General features: G+C 45.5%; 17 protein-coding genes. 3 read left to right on the top strand and 14 right to left on the bottom strand.

The features are described from left to right. Nucleotides 1-220 precede the first annotated feature (220 nt). Both NQU17_04905 and NQU17_04900 read right to left on the bottom strand, forming a co-directional pair. Entirely contained in the window at nucleotides 221-2,728 is a 2,508-nt protein-coding gene (locus tag NQU17_04905) for a DEAD/DEAH box helicase family protein (GenBank protein ID UUM12903.1), read from the bottom strand. 70 nt (nucleotides 2,729-2,798) lie between these two features. Beyond that, the gene (locus NQU17_04900) at nucleotides 2,799-3,842 is read right to left on the bottom strand and encodes an IS630 family transposase (GenBank protein UUM12902.1); all 1,044 of its coding nucleotides are present in this window, start codon (nucleotides 3,840-3,842) and stop codon (nucleotides 2,799-2,801) included. A 346-nt stretch (nucleotides 3,843-4,188) separates the two neighbouring features. On the opposite strand from NQU17_04900, the gene NQU17_04895 reads away from it, so the two are divergent. Genes NQU17_04895 through NQU17_04885 form a run of 3 tightly spaced genes read left to right on the top strand, consistent with a single transcriptional unit; the run spans nucleotide 4,189 to nucleotide 6,877 of the window. Next, the gene (locus NQU17_04895) at nucleotides 4,189-4,668 is read left to right on the top strand and encodes a DUF6431 domain-containing protein (protein ID UUM12901.1); all 480 of its coding nucleotides are present in this window, start codon (nucleotides 4,189-4,191) and stop codon (nucleotides 4,666-4,668) included. A gap of 27 nt (nucleotides 4,669-4,695) precedes the next feature. Beyond that, nucleotides 4,696-6,084: a DDE-type integrase/transposase/recombinase gene (locus NQU17_04890; GenBank protein UUM12900.1), complete on the top strand. Its 1,389-nt coding sequence runs from the start codon at nucleotides 4,696-4,698 to the stop codon at nucleotides 6,082-6,084. After that, a complete protein-coding gene (locus NQU17_04885; protein ID UUM12899.1) occupies nucleotides 6,077-6,877 on the top strand; it encodes an AAA family ATPase in 801 nt (266 codons plus the stop codon). Before NQU17_04890 ends, NQU17_04885 begins: the two co-directional genes overlap by 8 nt. A gap of 25 nt (nucleotides 6,878-6,902) precedes the next feature. On the opposite strand, the gene NQU17_04880 is transcribed toward NQU17_04885, so the two are convergent. The 12 genes from NQU17_04880 to NQU17_04825 form a co-directional block, all read right to left on the bottom strand. Beyond that, entirely contained in the window at nucleotides 6,903-7,229 is a 327-nt protein-coding gene (locus tag NQU17_04880; GenBank protein UUM12898.1) for a hypothetical protein, read from the bottom strand. A 57-nt stretch (nucleotides 7,230-7,286) separates the two neighbouring features. After that, nucleotides 7,287-7,880 (bottom strand): nucleotidyl transferase AbiEii/AbiGii toxin family protein, encoded by a 594-nt coding sequence (locus tag NQU17_04875; GenBank protein UUM12897.1) that lies wholly within the window; start codon nucleotides 7,878-7,880, stop codon nucleotides 7,287-7,289. After that, on the bottom strand, nucleotides 7,861-8,568 hold the full coding sequence (locus tag NQU17_04870; GenBank protein UUM12896.1) for a DUF6088 family protein: 708 nt from the start codon (nucleotides 8,566-8,568) through the stop codon (nucleotides 7,861-7,863). The genes NQU17_04875 and NQU17_04870 overlap by 20 nt, the downstream gene beginning before the upstream one ends. Nucleotides 8,569-8,969: 401 nt before the next feature. Then, nucleotides 8,970-9,317: a hypothetical protein gene (locus tag NQU17_04865; protein UUM12895.1), complete on the bottom strand. Its 348-nt coding sequence runs from the start codon at nucleotides 9,315-9,317 to the stop codon at nucleotides 8,970-8,972. A 53-nt stretch (nucleotides 9,318-9,370) separates the two neighbouring features. Continuing rightward, nucleotides 9,371-9,595, bottom strand: a complete 225-nt coding sequence (locus tag NQU17_04860; GenBank protein UUM13459.1) for a DUF2188 domain-containing protein — start codon at nucleotides 9,593-9,595, stop codon at nucleotides 9,371-9,373. Between the two features lie 55 nt (nucleotides 9,596-9,650). Further along, the gene (locus tag NQU17_04855) at nucleotides 9,651-11,885 is read right to left on the bottom strand and encodes a S8 family peptidase (GenBank protein UUM12894.1); all 2,235 of its coding nucleotides are present in this window, start codon (nucleotides 11,883-11,885) and stop codon (nucleotides 9,651-9,653) included. After that, entirely contained in the window at nucleotides 11,882-12,928 is a 1,047-nt protein-coding gene (locus tag NQU17_04850; protein UUM12893.1) for an ATP-binding protein, read from the bottom strand. The genes NQU17_04855 and NQU17_04850 overlap by 4 nt, the downstream gene beginning before the upstream one ends. 249 nt (nucleotides 12,929-13,177) lie before the next feature. Further along, the gene (locus NQU17_04845) at nucleotides 13,178-15,427 is read right to left on the bottom strand and encodes an SH3 domain-containing protein (protein UUM12892.1); all 2,250 of its coding nucleotides are present in this window, start codon (nucleotides 15,425-15,427) and stop codon (nucleotides 13,178-13,180) included. A 268-nt stretch (nucleotides 15,428-15,695) separates the two neighbouring features. Continuing rightward, nucleotides 15,696-15,911 carry a hypothetical protein gene (locus NQU17_04840; protein UUM12891.1) on the bottom strand — a complete coding sequence of 72 codons (216 nt, stop codon included), beginning with the start codon at nucleotides 15,909-15,911 and terminating at the stop codon, nucleotides 15,696-15,698. Nucleotides 15,912-15,963: 52 nt separating this feature from the next. Further along, nucleotides 15,964-18,213, bottom strand: coding sequence for an SH3 domain-containing protein (locus tag NQU17_04835; GenBank protein ID UUM12890.1), 2,250 nt, complete (start codon nucleotides 18,211-18,213; stop codon nucleotides 15,964-15,966). A gap of 421 nt (nucleotides 18,214-18,634) precedes the next feature. Continuing rightward, on the bottom strand, nucleotides 18,635-19,399 hold the full coding sequence (locus NQU17_04830; protein ID UUM12889.1) for an ABC transporter ATP-binding protein: 765 nt from the start codon (nucleotides 19,397-19,399) through the stop codon (nucleotides 18,635-18,637). Then, a complete protein-coding gene (locus NQU17_04825) occupies nucleotides 19,399-20,442 on the bottom strand; it encodes an iron ABC transporter permease (GenBank protein ID UUM12888.1) in 1,044 nt (347 codons plus the stop codon). Before NQU17_04825 ends, NQU17_04830 begins: the two co-directional genes overlap by 1 nt. Nucleotides 20,443-20,450: the final 8 nt, after the last annotated feature.

Raw genomic sequence — 20,450 nt, 5'->3', positions numbered from 1 at the left:
ACGTCTCGAAGCGGGGTCCCTATATAATCGGTGGGCCTGATGGAGAGAACACCAGGACAGCCTAACCGGCAATTCTGGAACAATATGGTAAGTCAAATGGATCACAAAATGGGCCGGCAGAAGCAACCGCTTCTTAATTAATTTTAAATTCGACCATTCTTAGTAAAACTTTTATATGACACACAGAATCAAACCTGATGATACAAAAGTTTCGATAATGTTACTGTTGTTGCTTTGGATTTTCCGTATAATTTTGAATTATATCTTGTCCCCTTAATTTATACATTTTAAGAAGTATAGATATTTTCTCGGTGTTTTTCCAATTATCAGCTTGAATTAAAGCATTTACAAACATGCTTACTTGATTTTTTAACTTTTCAAGTTGCTCAATTGTTATAATTCTCATGGTATTAACCATAGTTGCTTTCTTTTCAATTACTGCTGATTTATGAACCATAATTGGAGTATTGAACATATCTTTTCCGTATACCTTTTTAAACCATCTTACGGAACCACCCAATTGATTGCAATATTCTTTACTAATGGTAGTAGAGACCGCTCCACTTTTGCATTCTATCAATAAGTAATTACTCTCACCCAAAGCCCAGAGGTTATCAGGCCCTGCACCGTTTGTTTCTTTATCCGGTCTTGTCGATGAAAATCCTAATAAATCGCCTAGACTTTGCAGAGAGCTTTCAAAACATTCTGTATTAGCATTAAACACCAAATTCATCAGAATGAAATCCGTTTTAATTATATAATCATTTTGATTTAAATCATTCTTTAATATATAACAATTCACACTTACAGCTTGGTTTTGATGATTTATAGATTTATTATACTGAATACCTGCAATTGGATTGAGGATTGAATTATTATATTGATGACCAGCCAGCAAGATCTCTTGTGCTTTACTTCGGTCAATGAAATTCATGTAAGAAGCTTTGACTTGAAATAGATAGCCTTTCGTACTATTTTCAATGTCAGAGTTTATTATTTCATCGATCACATTTAATGCTTTTAACCATTGTTTTGATGTTGCAAATTCAAAAGCTTTTCTCTGACCAGATATTACTTTGTCAAAATTTGGTTTAGAAGAGTATTTAATATCAGAAAGGCGATCCCTACTTTTCTTAATCCATTCCACATCTCGATTAAGTGAATAATCCGCCAATTCAAAAATAGTACTTACTGATGGATTCGAATATTCATTTTTTAACAAATCCCATAATTCTTTCGAAAGACAATATTGTTCAAGAGTTGCTTTGCTAAATAATTTATAGCCTTTGCTTCTTATCAAAGCATCAGTCAAATCATCTCCCATTAATACTACACAACATGAATCACTATTTGATCTAACCCCACGTCCCATTCCTTGTTCAATTTTTTGGATTCTTTCTCTTAAGAGATTTTTGCTAGAGTTATCAATACTATAAACGTATTTCTCGTAATCACTCCGAAACGGCGGAAGTGAATCTATGACGATAATTCTACAAGCATCGTCTGGTAAATCTATACCATCATATCTATTAACAAAAACTATTAACCCTGTATGTTCTTGAGTTTTAAGTTTTAAAGTTAATTCAGCTATATTATCAGATTTTGCAACACGGTCTCCCGAGATGTCCCAATACTTAGCTCTTTCTTTGGATGGAACAATTACAGCAACATTATATTTTTTTGAAAGTTCTATTATTTTTTCTTTGATATCATCATTACTTATTCGACTATTTAAATGCTTTGGAAATAAAATTAAACGATCACCAATATCATTTGCATTTTCAGGAGTAATTATTTGATCAAACTCATTTTCATTAAATCCAAATGTAGAAATAAAAACACTATCATCTGAAAGAGTTGCGCTCATGAAGATTCTTCTTTCCGCCTTTTCAAACTCTTTAATTTTCGATATATTAATCCCGCTTGGTACTATTTCTATGTAGTTAGCCGTAATTATACAGTTGCACGTCTCTAAACTATCCTCCACAAGAGGTAAATTGAAATATATCTGTTTATTCAATTCGTCTGATGTCTTATATTCCGATAGTACTTCATAGACTTTATCAAAATTTTGTTGCCAAAACCAAAATGGTACCAATGTATTTTTAATAGGGTCACGCATTTTTACAATATCATGATATGCCTTGTTATCATAGGCTTTTAGATTCTCTTCAAAAATACGAAGTATTCTATTGTATACTTCGTGCCCACAAGGTAATTTTAATGAAAATTGAGAATTTATAGTATCTATACAAGCGTGAACATCATCTATCAAAACGCTTCCAAGTGGATAATTACTATTGGGATTCATTCCGAACACACTCTTTCCATTAACCAAGGCATGTACGTTCATGATTAAAATAGCTTGGTTATCTTGATATAAATAATCGTCTCTATTCAAAGTAACTGAGATCCCTATTTTCCTAGCTTCTTCACACACTTGATTTACTAAAAAAGTATCAGGAACTACATATACCGCAGGACCTTTGCCTTCATTTAGACAACTTTGTAAAATTAGTAATCCAACTAATGTTTTACCACTACCTGTATTCATCTTAATTATGTTGTTCTTTTGATTTCTTCTCTCAAACCAATTTTTCCATACTTCTGTTTGAACATCTCTTGGATATTCATAAGCCTTATTTTTTTGTGGTAATGACATGAAAATTTCACGTGGCTCAATAATACTTTTTTTTGTAGTATTACTTAATTTGTTAAGTAAGTTCATTTCATATTTCCCTCCTATATTTTTTTGCCTAGTACTTTGTTATTGCTCCCCTGATTAAACCTTGCGCATATTAAGAGGCATATTTTGTAGTTTTTGAATGGAAGAACCCCCTGGTTTTATTAGGACGCAATTGCACAGTTTTTAAATGAGATCGAACATTATGTTCAAGCTCATCATCGCTCCTGGGACTTGGTTTTTTACTTATGCCACGTTTGAGATCACTGTTGAGCAATTCATCGGGATTGTATTCTGGGGCATACGGTGGCAGGTAGAATAGCTCAATTTCTTCCTTATGCTTTTCTACCCACGCCATGACTTTTTTAGCATGATGAACCCGCAGATTATCGAGCACCAGGAACACTTTCTTTTTGCTGTCATGCACCAACCGCCGCATAAAATCAATCAGTTTGTCGGCATTCATGTTGTCTTTATAGAGGACAAAGCGCAATTTTCCTCGATTGGAAATTGCTGAAAGCATGTTGATCTTGATATGTTTTGCTTCGGTTCGAACCACGGGCGTTTGACCGATTGGCGCATACCCACGCAAGCAAGTTGACTGATTTTGCAATCCGGTTTCATCTCCAAAGAAAATCTCTGCATTCTCAGCCTCTGCTCGTTCAGTAATGCCAGGAAACTCAGTTTCGACCCAATGCTGCACCTTCTCTGTGTCTTGCTTGTAGGCGCGTTTCATCGGCCGCTGGACTGAGAATCCCCACCGCGCCAAGTAGACCCCTAAAGTAGATACGGGCAGGCTGATTTTATACTTTTCATAAATGAGCTCTGCAATGGTTTTTCTGCTCCACATGCAGTCTTTGAACTTCAATTGATCCGGTGTCTTATCAACCAGGATTTGCTGTATTTCCTTTTCCTGGGCAGGAGTAAGGGTTCGTTTCGCACCCTCTCGGCGACCACGCTTTTGGGGCTTGATCCCTGCGATCCCGCCTTCCTTGTATTGTTTCTTAGTGTTCTGGACGTGCCGCAAGCTTACATCTAAGATTTCTGCTATTTCCTCATTCGTTTTACCTTTTTCTGATAGTCGGATGATGTTCTTGCGAATCTGATATTGTTCTTCCGGACTAAGCCGTACTGCTTGGGTTTTTAAATCATTATTCATACGATTATTATATCAAAAATCATCAAGAATCGCAAGGTTTAATTAGCAAGTCAATAAGATCACCTATCTCCCACAATCGCCTAATCATATACGAAAGGACATTTATTTCCAGGCAAATCTATTCAGACTCATACTATCCGCACCCCCTAGTAGCCAGCCTTGTCTGTCCGTAAATAGACGGATATAATGTCCCTAATAATATTGTGGAGGACAAAAAGAGATCCTCCCTGACTCTATGGTTAGCGCCGAGTCATCAGGGAGGATCCTTACTAAGTTATTAGCATGATCAGTATATCAAAATACGTTTTAGAATGGAATCCCGATCAGCGTGTTTTTTGTTCGGAGTATGGAGAAAAGCATATGTCCCATCTGTCATCAGTCGCTTAAGGTCATTGGCTCCCGCAGGAGATTAGTGATCAACGAGAATGGGGATGTCATGATCCTGGTGCTTCGTCGCCTGCGCTGTACCAACCCCGGTTGCGGGAAGATCCATCACGAACTTCCGGATCTCTTAACTCCCTATAAGCGGCAGACCACAACGATCCTGGAGCAGATCATCACCGGTCAACATGAAGCGGTGCCCGTTGAGAATTCGACCATTCGGCGGGTCCGAGCCTGGTTCAACTCCAGAGCCCACGCTTTAGTCGGTGCTCTGCTCAGTACATATGCTACAGTCACTCAGGACTATGGGGTCGACTTTTCCGATCTGCCTCAGTCCATACTCGAGAGGATTTTCTTCTTTGTAGGCGAGCCTGCGGGCTGGCTGAAAAAGGTTGTCCGGATTTTAGTCAACAATCACCGATGGCCACATACCCAGTTGGCATAGGTGTCCACCGAGGAGTCCTCTAAAATCATGTCATCACTCGAAATTGAATGGAGGCATGACATGAAGGACAAGGAAAAAGCACAGGAAATAGCGACGCAACGGGCGATTCTACTGGCGCCCCTTCTTTCCCATGACTTGGACAAGGGGCAGATCCGGGTGCTTAAGGAGCAGATCTGCCGCGAGGCTGGGATTTCCGAGCGGACCTTACGGCGATATCTGAATAGTTATCAGCAGAAGGGATTTTCCGGACTGATACCGCAGGCGAGGGTATCGCAGGATTCAAGAGCCATCCCGGCGCTGGTGTTGGACGAAGCCGTGCGGCTGCGCAAAGAGATCCCGTCCAGAAGTGTGGCTGAGATCATTCGAATCATGGAATGGGAAGGCCTCACCGAAGCTGGCTCGATCAAGCGAAGCAGCCTGCAGGAGAAATTGCAGGAGAAGGGCTACAGCGGGAAGCATATGGCCATCTATGCCGCTGGCGGGGTAGCTACCCGCCGATTTCAAAAACGCACCCGCAACAAACTGTGGCATTCGGATATCAAGTATGGCTGTTACCTGCCGATCGGTCCTGGAAACAAGCCGCAGCAGGTCTATCTGGTGGCGTTTTTGGACGACGCTACCCGGATGATCCTCCATGCCCAGTTCTACTCGAACCTGGAGCAGAGCATCGTTGAGGATTGCTTCCGCAAAGCCATCCTCAAGTGGGGAATTCCAGAGCAGGCATACTTCGATAACGGCCGCCAGTTTAAAAATAAGTGGATGTCCAGAGCCTGCGCAAAGCTTGGCATCCGGCTGATCTTCGCAAAGCCCTACTCTCCGGAAGGCACCGGAAAAATAGAAAAATTCAATCAGAATATCGATCGGTTTCTCGATGAGTATAAATTCGATAACTCGGAACGATCCCTCGAGGTTATGAATGAGCGGTTCTGGATCTGGTTGGAAGAATGCTACCAGAACAAACCGCATACCGCACTCAATGGAACGACCCCGCATCAGGCGTATAATCTGGATCCCAGGCCCTTGAAATATCTGCCAGCGGAGAAGGTCGCCAACGCCTTTTTGCACGCTGAGACCAGAAAAGTCGATAAGAGTGGCTGCATCAGCTTTGGCGGCGCGAAGTATGAAGTTGGGCTACCCTATGTGGCTCGCAGCGTGGAAGTGGTCTATGACCCCAGTAACACCGAGGAATTGAGCATTGAGTATCAGGATGACAAACCCTTTGTGGTGAGAAAGCTGGTCATTGGGGAGCGGGTGGCGCCCAAGCCTCAGCTGCCGGAGTTCCTGACTCCAGTCAAGCCAACCTCTTCCCGGTTACTCGATGGTGCCCAAAAGCAGAATCAGAAGCGAAAAGACAAACAGCAGTCTACGGCCATCTCTTTCAAAGACATAAGAAAAGGGGGTGGCAGTGATGTTTGAAGAGTTTTATGGCTTCAAGAAAACTCCATTCTGTCGGGATCTGCCGACGACGGAACTATTCCCCTCCAATACGCTGGAGGAGTCTCTGAGCAGATTATCCTATGTCGCCGAACGGCAACTCTTCTGTGTACTCACCGGAGAGTGCGGCACTGGTAAGACGACCACCATTCGCCGATTCCGCGATCAACTGGATGACAGCAGATATACCCTGATCTATCTGGCAGACTCGAAAATGACGCCGAGAAATTTCTACAAAGGGATGCTGGATCAGCTGGGGGCCGAATCAAGATTCTATCGAGGGGATGCCAAACGCCAGCTGCATAAAGAGATCGAGCTGATGAAAGGACTCCACAATAAGCGTCCGGTGGTCGTTGTCGATGAGGCGCATCTGCTGGATCGAGAAATGCTTGAAGAGGTACGTTTTCTCCTCAACTTCCGGATGGATGCCGTCAGTCCCATGGCACTGGTACTGGTGGGCCAGGTCGAGCTATGGGAGAAGCTCCAGATGCAGTCCTATACGGCGATCCGGCAACGGATCGACATCCAGTGCAAAATGCAATTGATGGACCACTCACAGGTGAAGGGATACATGAAACGCCACCTGGAATATGCCGGGATCGACCATGAGCTCTTCTCAGATGAGGCTACTGAGGCAATCTATCGATATTCCGGTGGATCCGCCAGGCTAGTCAACCAAGTGTGTACTAGCACCCTGATTTTTGGTTACCAAAGTGGAAAGCGAATCATTGACGACCACATGGTCAAACTGGTCATCAATGGGGAACTGAGCTAAACAAAATGGCAAGTTGCAATTTCTCTCAACTTGCCATTCTTTCCAGCAATTCCCGGACAAGAAATACCATCAACTTCTGGACAAGGAACAATAGCAGTAACAAAACAGCTTCTACTTTTAACCAATCCTGTGGTTCATCAGAATATAAAAGATTTTTATGGAGACTTTCATAATTCAATCGCACATCCCGATCCAATTTATGTTTCCATGACTCAAAATCATACGATCCACATGGATCATATCCATCGGGACACGTTCTCTTTAATAAATAAAACGAATCATTTTCTTTCGTAATCATTACAATTTCTTTTAGTGAGACCGGATCATTCAAGAAAGTTTGAATCTCCTTCATCGAGTACAACCTTACTACATCATATAAATGCCTGGCTTTCAAGCTTAAGGAATCCGATTAAGCATGACGTTTTACAGCCATCACTTTGTCTAAAAAGGTTCTTTCTATGTTCAACACATTAATTGTCACGCTTTTCAGACCAAACTCCATAACATCATTGGAGTGATTATTAGACTCCAAATAGTCTTGAATGTAGGAGTTGAAGATTTTTTTCTGGAAAGGGTGGGGTTTGGTTTCTGAACCAATTTCCAACTTAACTCTCTCTATAGCTTTATGTTCCAGCGTAAACCAGATATAACAACTTTTATTCCGTTTGTTTCGTTCTGTAAAATTCTTTTCAGAAAATGCAGATCCGATTAGACATTGTTCAATTTTTTTTAGATTCTTTTCAATTGCATTAATGTTAATCTCTCCCGAAGGAATATAAGTCAAGTCGATATCTTCAGAAAATCTTTCAATGGAACCTGGATAACATTTACTCAGAGATGTTCCACCTTTAAAAACCAAGGAATCCCTGTATTCGCAAGTAGCAATATTGCTTAGTATTTCAGTAATAAAATAATCTTTTCTAATTGCTGTAGAAGGTATTTTTCGCCATTTACTCGTCAGACCAATCAGATCTTCAAATTCTTTACTTTCGTGGAATAACATTCAGGTCCTCCAATATCTTCAGATTATACTTGGAATTTTTACTCAAATACTGATCAAGATTATGATTGACCTTCTCATTGTCTAAGATGGCTTTCAGCGCAGCCAATGTGCTTTTTTTGAATGAAATATCCTTCAGTATTTTTTCGAGGTATTTATCTTCGTATTTTACGATCGTGCTTTTTATGTACTCCTGCAGCTGATTCGTCTGAATATCCTGTATTTCCTTTAGATGTTCAAGAACATCCAGCAGCTGGATCAGTGATTTGACCGGTTCGCTAAATGTTAGATTGGACTTTCTGATTAAAATATGCTGAACTTTACTTTGCGTATAATCTGTCTTATTCGAATAAATCAATATGGACTTGGCTAATTGTGTAGTTAATCCAAGTTGATTGTAAAGTCGATATCCTAACAGAACACCTTTGGTCTGTTTCTTCCCAAGAAAATACTCGATGATCTGATTTTCATCAGAATTGAGAGAACCAAAACGTGTCTGTTTTGGTTTACAATAGAGACCTTTTGATACCTTATATACTACCCCGGCTTCAGCCATCCTGGATAAATTTTTATGAAACGCTGCCGGAGTAACTCCGCATTTGTGAACTTCATCGAAAACTCTTCTTGAGTTAAAGACTTCTAGATCTTTATATTTTCCAATATTACTTCCCAATATATTTTTTGTTGACATGATTCAAGTGAGAAACTCACTCTTCACCTCGCTTTCTATTAACATGAAATGATGCATGATTTGACGGATGCGATGCATTATGTTAACCCTTTCATTCCATCCCTTTCAGATCTACTCAGCTTTTCTGACCCGAATACAGCAAGTAGTAAATCGAATTGCATTGTATTACTTTCACCATACATAGAATCGAAGGACACGTCAAGCTTTTTTATATTTTACTTGACATATATACCGCTGGAATCAGCTTAAATTGCTGACTCACAGCTTTAACCTTCCATTAGTTCAAGGGTATAGCCACATCCCTCTGAATTCTTTGACTGATCCTTTTCGTTATTTTTTACCAATGTCTGACCTTGTGATGACTGAGTTCCGTGAGGTCTGATGGCCCTAATGAAAGATATTTAATACTTCAATTCGTAGTACCATGGCTCTCCTCTCAGGATTTCCTCTAATGCCTGCTCCACCCTTTCATCAGTATTTTCTCTTAAAGACGCATACAAAGACAACAAGTCCACCTGGGGCTTATATGTAAATATTCCGAAGTTATAGTCCCAAAGTTCCAGCTCCACCAGTTCCTCATCTTTCATAAGATCCTGATTCGTGATTGGTTCCAATTGGCCTATTTTCAGTGCTTTTCGATCGATTGCCAAAACTGGATGACTCGGTGGATTGATCATGGATAAATCTGCCAACGCTTCCAGTACGGCACTAAATGCAGTTGAAGGCTTGGCGCAGGTTTTCCCGAACATCGAATTCTTGCTCTTTTATTGCAGCATCACTTCATTCTATTTGATCCGTACCCCTACCCTTTGGGTGGGCAGGGATCATTGCCATAGGAGTCCTTTGCACGGATTCTGCCTGTCTGCCCATGAATCACGACCTCTGATTTTTGGTTGGCTGCAATTTTCCGAGCTGATTTGACAGCCTCAGCCTGAGTTCGAGTTCTTACTGTCGCTTTCGAGTTACCGCTTCCTTTCACCTGCCAGCCGCCTTTCGGATGCGGCGTAACATGCTGGTTTTTTCCCATTTTTTGTTTCATCTCCTTTCGACTATTCTGTCATCCTTCGTATTCAACAAGGGCCTTACTCCTGAAATTCAATATCCTGTTCCGCAATATTATAAATCTCAACTCGATTTTGAACCTCGATGAAATTCACCAGCCACATCCGAGCATAGCAGTTCTTTATGAATTCATTGATGCGATTGACTCCATCGATTGATTTAAGAGAGACCACCACCCCGAACTTGATCCCTTCGCCGAATTTATCTTCCAAACGCTCCTTTGTCTTCAGACTGATCCCCCAGAGACCGCTGTCATAGCGTTTTTTGTCACGATTGTTGGATGTTTGGACTTCCCGGATATGCTTCACATTGTCCCATTTACGATATAGTTTTCTCGCATCCTCTTCCCAGGTATAAGTACTCGTATCCATCCCCTGGTAATTGTTATTAATGGGCTTTAATATTGTTTTTGAATTTTTCTGGGTGATTCGACCCAATTGCAGATCCAATTCCGTATTCGTATAATCTACGCCCTGATTTCGTGAGCAGCAGGGAAAATAACACAAGGTTGCCTTTGCAATGAACGGGTGTTTTTCATTTTTCACGGGAACTGGAATATTGAAATTGTAGGTATCATATTTTTCTGAGGTACCATCCAAAATGAACTGAATCTCGTCATCCTGACTTTGAGTAACTTCCTCGATTCTGATCGGCACAATTCCGTGTCCGATCAGATTCGGATCATATTCCTGGCTGGACCAACCGGTTGCAGAATGGATCAGCAGCGCTTTCGCTACCTCTCGGTTAAATCCCAAAATATCGATAAGATAGGACATTTTTCGAGAAATCCATGGTGCTGCATAAGAAGTACCGCATACCTGTGCTTCGCCCACAGGAGTACAAACCCTGATTCCCTGCCTGCGATCCCCGCCATAATAGCTTATATCCGGTTTCGTGAAAAATGACAGGACTGGTCCGCTTCGGGAGTAACTGGCCGGTTGTTGATCAAAGGATACCGCATTAACTACCAGAGAATTTATGGAATCCGCCGGTGCGCCAATGGCCATTCCTTGACCTGCCGAGTTGGGAGGTTGATTGGTTCCGGCAATTACAAAGATGATATTGTGGTCAAATTGGAGCTTATCAAGGAATGCTGCTTCAGGCGAGATGAAATTCGGATTGATTTCGAGCATGGAACCTAGTGACAGATTCCATACTTTAATATCTGTATTTGAACGGACAATATCCCTGATATTTCTCAGAATTGAAAAGGAACTGAATTGTCCGCCGGTGGCAACTCCAAAATGGCGAACTCGAAATCTGCCGCAGCCATCATCCAACTCACGGTTAAAGGACGGACCATCCACAATGATCGAAGTTACGGCGGTTCCATGAGTAAAGTCATTGTTGGCGATTTGAATGGCTGGATCCACACAACTCTCAAAGGATACCCACTCAGAGAAATAAACCGATTCATCGAACATCGTGTCAATTACTCCGATGGTTGGTTCGTTATTCGGCGGTGGTATGCTTAATTTTCTATCCCTCAAGAATTCGAAGTCATCCTTCACCATCCTGGATATATCACTCACAGCCATAGATATCAGGTAAGGGGCTCTTTCCCGTAAAAGAGCCAGTTCATCCGGCCTGAGCTGGATCGTTGTTTCGTCCATCACCTTTTCAAAGGATAGATCAAGACCAATCTTCTCCAACACCGTTTTTACGTTATGATCCGTCTGAAAAATTGTGATGATTGAATTGTTCTGAACTGGATTGTCATTAACGAATACATCAAATTTTTCAATATAATGCACATCTGTAATGACGTACGTGAAATTTGTTTTCCTGATTCCTTCAGCCGGCAGTTTGATTTCTCCGGACTTAATTTTTTCCAGATCTTCATGGCTTATTGATCCCTGAAAAATCTGATTGACGATCTGAATACATTCATCCAGCCGTTTTATGGATTCTTCAATGACATCCAGTGACACATAATGAGTAATAATATGTTTTGGTGACTGATCCAAGGTAAACCGCGCGCCAACGATCGTTCTATTTGCAGTATTCTGACCTTTTGACAAAAGCCCTTTTATCCGGTTGCTTTTAGCTGCGACTTTATTGTAATAAACGCTGACCAATGCTCCGTCGATATATCGCTCCTGACTCCAAAATTTGATCTGATGCTGCAGTTCATTTCTTAATTTTTCCATCTCAGAAACTTGAACCGATTGACTTTTTGGAAGGCTGGGCAAACCAGGCCGGGATGAATTAGGCGCCTGTTCAAAACGTCCTTTAAGCTGCAAGAGATTATTCATTCCTTAGACTCCTTTATCTCCCGTGATACCTGGCTTTTTGATACTCCGGTCAGTAATTCGATCTCACGAACAGTGAAACCCTTACTCTGCATTTCTTTGTAATCAGCACTACGGTTCTTTCCTAATGTCGATGCATACAATCGCTTCAAATAATCGTATTCGTTATTTGGATCACTGAATGCCAAACTAGTTTTTATCAAATTTTTCAATTCTCCTGGATAAGGGATCGGATCCATGCAATTTAAAATCTTGCGGTATAACCTCATATTCCTGCCGGCTTTTTTGAACTTAACCAATAGATCATTGAGAATAATTTCTCCTATCTCCACCAAATCTTCCCTGGTATATCGACTGAAATCGATCACGGAATCAAATCGTCTGATTAACGCTTTGTCAAAGGAACGAAACAAGTTCGTTGTTGCAATTAACATGACCTGATCACTGAGCCCGTCCAGGCCTTTTAAAACAGCCGAAGTTGCCCGCCCCATCTCCCTTAAATCATTGGAATTGATACGATCAATGGCAATGGCATCCAGTTCATCAAGTAATATCAGAATGCGCTCGGGGTGCGGAAAACGATTGATCTCATCAAACAATGCCGCTATATTCTTGGAAGTCTGACCCAATTTGCTGTCAATTACGGTATCGAAATTGACAGCAAACAATTCCCGGTCCAAGATTCGAGCCAATTGCTTGGCTGTTTCCGTCTTGCCTGTACCTGGCGGTCCTTCGAACAGAAACTTATTAACGCCAACATTATGGCCTGCCGCATTGATTATACCTACTACATTGTCTTTAATGGAATCTGGCAAGGGAAGCGGATCGGTGGTTACATTCACTTTTTTGAAATATCCGGATGTCGTTTCATCCATTTGCGGAACGAATGTATTCACATCCGATAATAATGCAATAATATACTCGGAGAGCTGATAATCATTTACGGTATCAAAGTGTTTTGCTATTTCATAAGCTTCATTGCGAAATGCAGCATCATTTTTTTCTGCGTGGTATTTAATCAAATTTAAAACGTTCTTCTTTTTCATTTCTCTTCACCCCTCACCTAATGATACCACTTCGGGACAACTTTGCAATATTAGGGACAAAATGCTATTTTTAACACTTAGATCCATCAAAAATTCGACCACGTTGAGAAAACATGCGGTGTCAAAGGAACAGCCCGACTTCATCAAGCTGATGCTGAATGAAGTCGGGCTGTAAAGAAATGAATAATTTTTCGTATGAGTCAATCCATGACCAGAACCTGCCGGTCCGATTACTCGTTTGCGCCAGGGTTAAGGCATGAAGTGCAGATTTTTGGCGTAAACATAGCCAATCTTTCCGTCCACATAGACCTGCCACCAAGTGGAAGAGGTCTTTTTAATAATAATGAAAACGGAACTGCGGGGGAGCTTCGTGATGACGGAGTAACTGGTGGACGGACCGGTTCTGAGGTTGATGGGTTCCAACGTGATGTAGCGTTGAACCGGGGTAACAATACCCACCAGGTATTTCGCAGAAACATAACCAATCCATTGATCATACTTCACCTGCCACCAGGTATCATTGACTTTCTGCAGCTGTTGCAGCAACGTTCCCACTGGCATCTTATGGATGATGGTGTTGGCCGTGGACGGACCACTGCGCAGATTCACTGCCGTTTTGACCAGATAGATCGTTGTATCGGCGGGCTCAGGCGGAGGCGTTGGAGCCGGCTGATCGACGACTGGCTTCAGGTAACTGACGGAGACAAAGCCTTTGGTTGTGCCTGCCAGTATCTGATACCATGTGGTGCTGGGCTTACTGACCAGTTCGACCAGTGTGCCGATGGGCAGCTTCCTGATGATGCTGTAGGCAGTGGATGGGCCGGTACGCATATTTACCGCGGGGTTTACCTGATAAACCAGAGCAGAGTCAATTTTTTGCAGATAGTTGACTGATACATATCCTTTCTTTCCAAGATGTTCGATGAAATACCAGTTATTATCGCGATAGTTGACTTTCACAATGGTTCCCTTCGGTATGCTGCTCTGGGTAGAATACCAGGTGGACGGACCGCTTCGGAAATTCAAGGAAGTCGCGGTCACTTTGGCATAATAAGGAAATTCCGGCACTTCTACCGGCTCTCCTGCCGGAATCCATTTGGCGTAGAGGCTCTGGGTGTATTCATTGGCTTTGTCTTTGGCAAAGTCCCAGCGTCGTTCGTAGGTATTGGTGTGGTACCAGCCCGCGAAGGAATAGTTTTCTCTGGTAGGAGGTGCTGGTTCAGCCAGATACCCATTGGAGGTAAATTGATTCGGAACAACGGTCCCACCCATTGAATCAAACACAATGTCGTATCCACGTCTGATGTCATATTGTGTCAGGTCGGTTCCATTGGGGTTCAGCTTGACGTTTTCCAGCCTGGTTTCATTACCGGCCATATCCGAAATGGAGACGTAGTCCAAGATATACGTGCCAATGGCTGAGCCAAGCGCCGGGTGCCCTTCATACACTCCCGGGGATTTTTCTCTCAGACTGAAAGAAAATGTCTTATGAAGAGTATTCATTGCCCAATCCGGTGCAGCATAACTTCCGGTAACGTCGCCTTTTAGACCCTGATCATCAGAAACTCGCACTGTCATGATGATCCCGTTCGTATAGCTGACCTTATTGTGAGAAATTGTCAGAGACTCTATGACCGGCGGTGTCGTATCCGGCGGTGTGATATAGTTCACCGTAATGTCACAGTGATCCAGCTTCATGGTCTGCAGCTCTCGCGGACCTCTGGTCGCGTTATGCAGCACTACTCGGTTGCAGCCTTTATCCTTCAGTGAAATTTGACTGATAAACCACGTTCCGGCCGGAGCCTCCTTGGGCAGGATCAGCTGTCCGGTGTATGTTCCATTGCCCTGACTGGTCAGTGCCACGTCCTGGTGTCCTAAATCAGGCCCTTCATAGTCGACCATGATGCTGCCGTCAATGCCCAGTCCGACATCACTGGCTTGAACCGTCACATTCACGGTCTCGCCCTGGAGCACGCTGGTTTTATCTACGGACACGGCTGTGACCACCGGTGGCGCGATGTCCTGGTTGGGATTGCTTACGATAAAATCCGCTCCGCTTAAATCCTCCGAATCCGACAATTCCGGATCCAGCACCAGGTTGTAGATTTCACCGAAGGATCCATCCGCAAATGGGATCAGTATATTTGTCAGAATATAGGTTCCGCTTTTTGCGGTCTCATCGATGGTTACACTGCCATGGTAGAAACCATCTGACCCGACTGCGAGTGTGAAGCGATAACTCGACTCATACTCCAAACTGGAAAAACCTGCCTCCAGTTCACCTGACACGCCGGTGACCCGATCGTCCAGATCCAGCGTCACGCTTACTTTGTCCCCTACTTTTGCTTCTTTCGGACTGGAGGTCACCGATACCACTCGCTTGAGCGGGACAGGCTCCGCCTGAGCGACCGACGCTCCACTCAATCCTTGGAACAACCCCAGAAACAGCACCAGTGCCAGCAGCGTGCTGATGCTTTTCTTTCCACATTTTTGGTTCATAGTACAAACCCCTTCGTTTTTTTCGCTGATGGGCCAAACCACAATTTTCGCAATGATTCAGCCTGCAGAACGATACTGTAATTATCTCTGAATTAAGGACCATTATCAAAGCAGTTCCGAATAATTACTATAAATAATTCTCAACACGTTAGGATTAAATCAAGCTACGTTCAAATCTTTGATTTCTTTGTAGGATGTTCATGAAAATACATTGTTTTTTAAATGGTAAAAAACCTGCCAATCCTGTTTCCAACACCCCGATCATGTCTTATGCGCCTTGGCGACCTGGTCTGATGGTTGTTCGGGAATCCCGGATCTTTGTGATTGCCGCTTCACGGGCTACTTCAGTGACTACTTCAATGACTGCTTCAATGCCAATCTGACAGAAAATACAAATGACTGCGGTCCGCCCCATTCCTGGCTTTGCCAGGATATGAGGCGTACCGCTGAATACGCTGTTGGTCAGATTGCGACCGTAAGACAACGCGATCGTTAATCCTAATTGCTTGGTGTCACATTTTCGTTCCGTTCCGTCCTTATGGCATGAAGTTCAGATACTTGGCTGAAACATAGCCGATCTTACCGTCTACGCAGACCTGCCACCAGGTGGAGGAGGTCTTCTTCATGAGGATGAAGACGGAGCTGCGGGGCAGTTTGGTAATGACGGAGTAACTGGTGGAGGGGCCGGTTCTGAGGTTGACGGGATCCAGGTTGATGTAGCGCTGAACCGGGGTGACGATGTCAACCAGGTACTTGGCGGATACATAACCGGTATGATCCCCATCCTTCACCTGCCACCAGGTATCGTTGACCTTCTGCAGCTGTTCCAGCAGTGTGCCGACCGGCAGCTTGCGGATGACGGGATTGGCGGTGGACGGACCGCTGCGCAGGTTCACCGTTGTTTTGACCATATAGATCGTGGGATCGTTGGGGGCTGGCGGTGGAGTCGGTGCCGGTTGAGCGCTGACGGGCTTCAGATAGCTGGCGGAGGCATAGCCTTTGGTTGTTCCTGCCAGAATCTGATACCAGGTGGTGCTGGGTTTGCTGACCAGTTCGACCAGTGTGCCCACCGGCAGTTTTTTGATGATGCTGTAGGCTGTGGACGGGCCGGTGCGCAGATTGACTGCGGGACTGACCTGATAAACCAGAGAAGCGTCAGTCTTTTGCAGGTAGGTGGCCGATACAAAACCTTTCTTTCCGAGGTATTCGATGGAATACCAGTTGTTGTCGCGATAGTTGACTTTGACAATGGTTCCTTTGGGGATGCTCCCCTGCGTGGGATACCAGGTAGATGGCCCGCTGCGGAAATTCAGGGATGTGGCGGTAACTTTGGCATAATGCGGGAACTCCGGTACTTCCACCGGCTCTCCGGCCGGAACCCATTTGGCATAGAGCTTCTGGGTGTAGACATCGGCTTTGTCTTTGGCAAAGTCCCAGCGCCGTTCGTAGGTGTTGGTGTGGTACCAGCCAGCGAACGAATAGCCTTCCCGGGTGGGAGCGACTGGCTCTGTCAGATAGCCGGTGGAGGTAAACTGCTTCGCAACCCCGGTTCCCCCCATGGAATCAAACAGGATGGTATATCCCCGCTTGACGTTGTATTGGCTCAGGTCAGTTCCATTGGGGTTCAGCTTGATGTTTTCCAGCCGGGCTTCGTTGCCGGCCGCATCCGAAATGGAAACGTAGTCCAGGATATACGTGCCGATGTCTGATCCAATCCCCGGGTTCCCTTCATAGACACCCGGAGTTTTCTCAAACAGCATGAAGGAATAGGTTTTGTGGAGTGTATTCAACGCCCAGTCCGGTGCCGCACAGCTGCCGTACACGATGCGTTCCAGATCCTGATCATCGGAGACACGCATGGTCATGGTGAATCCGGTGCCCGAGGTGACCTCATGGTTGGAGATTGTCAGGGACTCAATGACCGGAGCGGTTGTATCTTCTGGCGTAATGGAACCTACGGTCAGATCACAGTGATCCAGATTCATGGTCTCAAGCGCTTCCGGATCCCTGGTGGCGTTTCCAAGGAACACCAGATTGCCGGCCCGATCCGCCAGGATGATCTGACTGATATACCAGGTTCCGGCTAGGGCATCCTCCGGCAGGGTCAGCTGACCGGAATAAGTTCCGTTGCCTTGACTGGTCAGCTCCAGATCCAGGTAGCTGTCCTCGGGTCCTTCATAGCTGACCAGGATGCTGTCCTCAATGCCCAGGCCGATGTCACTGGCCTGCGCCGTAACGGTCACGGTCTCCCCCTGCAGCAGGCTGGTCTTATCCACGGAGACAGCCGTGACGACGGGCGGTGTGATATCCTGATTGGGATTGTTCACGGTAAAATCAGCCCCGCTTAAATCTTCGGCTTCCGGCAGTTCCGGATCCAGCACCTGATTGTAGACTTCCCCGAAGGAGTCGTCTTCAAACGGAATCAGGATATTGGTCAGGATATAGGTCCCGGTTTTCGCTGTCTCATCGATCAGTGCGCTGCCTCGATAAAGACCATCGGTCCCAGGTGCCAGAGTGAAGAAATAGACGGATTCCTGTTCCAGATTCGCCACCGCCGCGAACAGTTCACCCGCTATGCCGGTGACCGTATCGGCCAGATCCAGCGTTATCGTTACTTCATCCCCGACCTCAGCCGTCTTCGGGCTGGAAGTCACGGAACCGACCAGCTTCGGCGCAACGGGTTCCGCCTGAGCGACCGACGGCACGCTCAATCCCTGAAACAGCCCCAGAAACAGCACCAGTGCCAACAGCCAGCCGATCCGTTTCTTCCCACATTTTTGGTTCATAGTACAAACCCCTTTGTCATATTCGCCCATGAGCCAAACCCTGATTCACTCAATGATTCAGCATTCATAACGTTATCATTATTATCTCCGAATTTATGAACTTTATCAAAGCTTTTCCGTATAATCAAACGGTTTTTCTTTAAAACTAGAGTGTTAAATTTTATATTTAATCATAAAGATGATTTTTCCGCCTGAATGTTACCCTAAAAAGTAGAAAACTTCAAAAAAGCACCTGCACCCGTCAGATCCTTGGGACAAGGATCTGACGGGTGCCTTAATAGTTCGACTATTCAATTCTTGGAGTATGTTCCTCTTTGAATATGTTCCTCTTCGAGTATATTTCTCTACGGTATGTTCGGCTTCGAGTGTTCCTCTTGGAGTGTTCCCCTTCGGCGTTCATCATTGACTATATCAATTTCGACTATTTCGTTTTTGGGAACAGGTACTCCAGGCTGCGATCTTCGGTGTAGGTCTTGAGGAACTCCAGGTCGTAGATCGTGGAGAGGACCTCGGGATTGATGCACTCGCCGGGCTTGCCGACTTTGACGACTTTGCCCTCATGGAGCAGAATGATCCAGTCGGAGAAGTCGCGGGCCAGGTTCAGGTCGTGCATAACGGCGACCACAGTTCGCTGCGGGGTCATTTCCTTGAGGCTTTTCAGGATGCCTACCTGATGGCTGACATCCAGGTGGTTGACGGGCTCATCCAGGAGAATCCAGGGGGTGGCCTGGGCGATGGCCCGGGCCACGGACACCCGCTGGAGTTCGCCGCCGGAGATCCGGCTGACGGGCTGATCCTTGAGGTGGGTGGTTTCCGTAATGCGCATGGCGTCTTCGCAGATGCGCCGGTCCTCCGGCGTGGGATTGCCCAGCTGCTTGATGAAGGGATATCGTCCCATTTCCACTACTTCCCGGGCGGTGAACTCATAGTCGTTCTGGAACACCTGGGGGACGTAGGACAGCTGTCTGGCTTTTTCCAGGGGCCGGTAGCCTTTCAGAGGCCTTCCCTCGAGCAGGATCTCTCCTTGCGTGGGCTGGAGCAGTCCGAGGAGCAGTTTCAGGAGGGTACTCTTGCCGGACCCGTTGGGTCCCAGGATGGAGATGAACCGTCCTTTGGGAAAGGTCACGCTGATGTCCTTGAGTACGGGTTTGACATCGTAGCCGAATCCAAGATGCTTAACTTCCATCAGCTTTTCTCCCCTCCCCGGCTTCTGGCCAGGAGCCAGATAAAATACGGTGCTCCGAACAGCGCGGTGACGGCTCCCACCGGGAGCTCCGCCCCGTCGATGAGGGATCGGGCAATGGTATCGGCCACCAGCAGGAAGATGGAGCCTGAGATCATGGCAAAGGGAATCAGGCGCTTGTGGGAGGGACCCACGATCATGCGCAAGATATGGGGCATCATGAGCCCGACGAAGCCGATGACGCCGGTAAAGGCGACGCAGACGGCCACAATCAGGGAGGAGTAGATCAGGATGCGGATCTTCACTCGTTCCGTCTCTACGCCCAGGGAACGGGCGACTTCCTCGCCGGAGGTAAGGATGTCCAGTTCCCGCCAGTTGGAATAGAGCAGGAAGGAACCGAGAATTACCACCGGTGCCAAAATGGCGATCTGGAGGTAGCTGACGCTGGCCAGGGATCCCATGGTCCAGTAGACGATCTTAGAGACGTTCTGTTCGTCGAAGACCAGGATCAGGGACACGATGGATGACAGAAAGTAGCTGACGGCTACTCCGGACAGGAGGAGCGAAGTCATGGAGGTACGGCTGCGGCGCATGGCGAGGCTGTAGACCAGGAAGGTCGAGGCCAGAGCGCCGGCAAAGGCTGCCAGGGTGACTGCGCCGAATCCGGCAACGGACTCATTAATGCCCAGACTGATGGCCAGGGCGGCGCCCAGGGTCGCTCCGGAGGAGATGCCCAGGATGTAGGGATCAGCCATGGAGTTGCGGAAGACGCCCTGATAGGCGCAGCCGACGCCGGCCAGGCCGGCACCGGCGAAGATCGCCGTCAGAATCCGGGGGATCCGGATATTGAACAGAATGATTTCCTTGGATCCGCCCTGTTCCTGGGCCAGTCCCAGAAGTGCCAGGAGCTTGTGCCAGAGAATGGCGATGGTTTCATCGACGCGAATGGCCGCATCGCCCATGGTGACGGATCCCATGCTTAACAGCAAAAGGAGGACCGCCAGCATCAGAAAGAGCGGCAGATAGCTTTTCTTTTTCTGTTTCATGGCATCCT

This window comes from Clostridiaceae bacterium HFYG-1003 (assembly GCA_024579835.1).
Lineage (GTDB): Bacteria > Bacillota > Clostridia > Clostridiales > Clostridiaceae > JG1575.
Note: the sequence above shows the minus strand (reverse complement) of the source record. Positions and strands in the feature narration are given on the sequence as shown.